This is a genomic window from Streptomyces sp. UH6 (assembly GCF_013421635.1).
Classification (GTDB): domain Bacteria; phylum Actinomycetota; class Actinomycetes; order Streptomycetales; family Streptomycetaceae; genus Streptomyces; species Streptomyces abyssomicinicus.
In genome coordinates this window covers 1-1,802 of the sequence record NZ_JACADT010001089.1, presented here as the reverse complement: position 1 = coordinate 1,802, position 1,802 = coordinate 1, and the positions used below count along the sequence as shown (strand labels likewise).

The 1,802-nt window shown below is 71.3% G+C and carries 2 protein-coding genes; both read right to left on the bottom strand.

The annotated features are described in order from the left end of the window. Window positions 1-19 precede the first annotated feature (19 nt). Window positions 20-886: a carbohydrate ABC transporter permease gene (locus tag HW445_RS29520; RefSeq protein WP_180223886.1), complete on the bottom strand. Its 867-nt coding sequence runs from the start codon at window positions 884-886 to the stop codon at window positions 20-22. Window positions 887-888: 2 nt separating this feature from the next. Then, the coding region (locus HW445_RS29515) for a carbohydrate ABC transporter permease (protein ID WP_180223885.1) at window positions 889-1,802 on the bottom strand (914 nt) is incomplete at its 5' end.

The window sequence follows — 1,802 nt, the reverse complement described above, 5'->3', positions numbered from 1 at the left end:
ACCGGCGCTCGGCCCCGGCTCAGCCCTTGTCCGCTCCGCCGGCGAGGCCCTCGGCGAGCAGGCGTTCGGCGGCGAAGAACAGGAGCACCACCGGGACCGTCAGCACCACGGAACCGGCCATCAGCACCGTCTTGGGAACCTCCACCCCGTTGGCGAGCTGCGCCAGGCCGAGGGAGACGGTCCACCGCTCCGGATCCGCCGCGAGGAAGAGCAGGGCGAACAGGAACTCGTTCCAGGCGATCATGAAGACGTACAGGCCGGTGGCCATCAGCGAGGGGACCGCGAGCGGCAGCACCACCTTGCGCACCGCCTGCAGCCGGGTGCAGCCGTCCAGCGCCGCCGCCTCCTCCACCGACACCGGCACCGTCACCAGGTAGTTCTTCAGCATGTAGACGGAGACCGGCACCGTCTGCGCCACGTAGACCACCGCCAGCCCCACCAGGCTGGACGACAGCCCGAGCCGCGCGAAGATCACGAACAGCGGCACCGCCAGCAGGGTGGCCGGAAACAGGTACACCGCCAGGAAGAGCGCGCCCACCTGGCGCCGTCCGAAGAACCGCAGCCGGCTCACCGCGTACGCGCCCGGGACGGACGCCAGCAGCGTCAGCGCCACCGTCCCCAGCGCCACCAGCGCCGAGTTGAGCAGGAACCGAAGGAAGCCCTGCCCGCCCGCGTCGGAGGAGCGCAGCACGTCGCGGTAGGTGGACACCGTGACGTCCTTCGCCGAGACCCACAGCGCCCCGGGCTCCAGGAGCAGCGCGTCGATCGGCTTCACCGACAGCAGCACCATGTAGAGGAACGGCACCAGGGTGATCAGCGCCAGCAGCAGGATCACCAGCGGCCGCACCACCGCGAACAGCCGTTCCTCGAACCGGGCCCGGGACACGCTCACGACCCCTCCTCCTGCGCCCTGTCGCCGAAGAACCGGAAGTAGAGCCCCAGCGGCACCATCAGCGAGACGGCCAGCACGAGCGCCTGCGCCGCCGCGGCGCCCACGTCGTACCGCGCGGTGAGGAAGTCGTAGACCCGCACGGCGGCCACGTCGGTGCCCGCCCCGCCGCCCGTCAGCAGGTAGACGTCGTCGAACTTGTTGAACGTCATGATGAACCGCAGCACGCACAGCAGCGCGAGCACCGGCGTCAGCTGGGGGAGCAGGACGTACCGGAACCGCTGGACGGGGGTCGCCCCGTCGACCGTGGCCGCCTCCTCCAGGGCGGACGGGACGGCCTGGAGCCGGGCCAGGACGAAGAGGAACGCGAACGGGAAGTACCGCCAGCACTCGAAGGCGGTCACCGTCATCAGCGCCAACGGGAGGTCGACGTGGACGCCGAACAGCTCGGCCTCGTACCGGCGGGAGGAGAGGAAGGCCACCGGGTCGTCCCAGCCGAGCAGCCGCCGCCCCCAGTCGTTGACGATGCCGTACTGCGGGGAGAGGGCCACCTCCCAGACGAACGCCACCGCGACCACCGGGGCGACGTACGGCAGCAGCATCGCCGCGCGCAGCAGCCCCCTTCCGCGGAAGCGCCGCCGCAGGGCCAGCGCGGCGACCAGGCCCAGCAGGAGGGAACCGGCCGTGCCGCCCACCGTGTAGACCAGGGTGACCAGCAGGCTCTCCCAGAAGCCGCCGGAGCCGAACACCTCCGAGAAGTTCTCCAGCGTCCAGTCGCCCAGCAGGCCCATGCCCTGGATGTCGACCAGCCGGGCGTCCTGGAAGGCGAGCAGCACCGTCCACAGGATCGGCAGCGCGACGACCACCAGCACCACGAGGAAGGTGGGGGAGACGAAGGCGAGGCCGGCCCGGT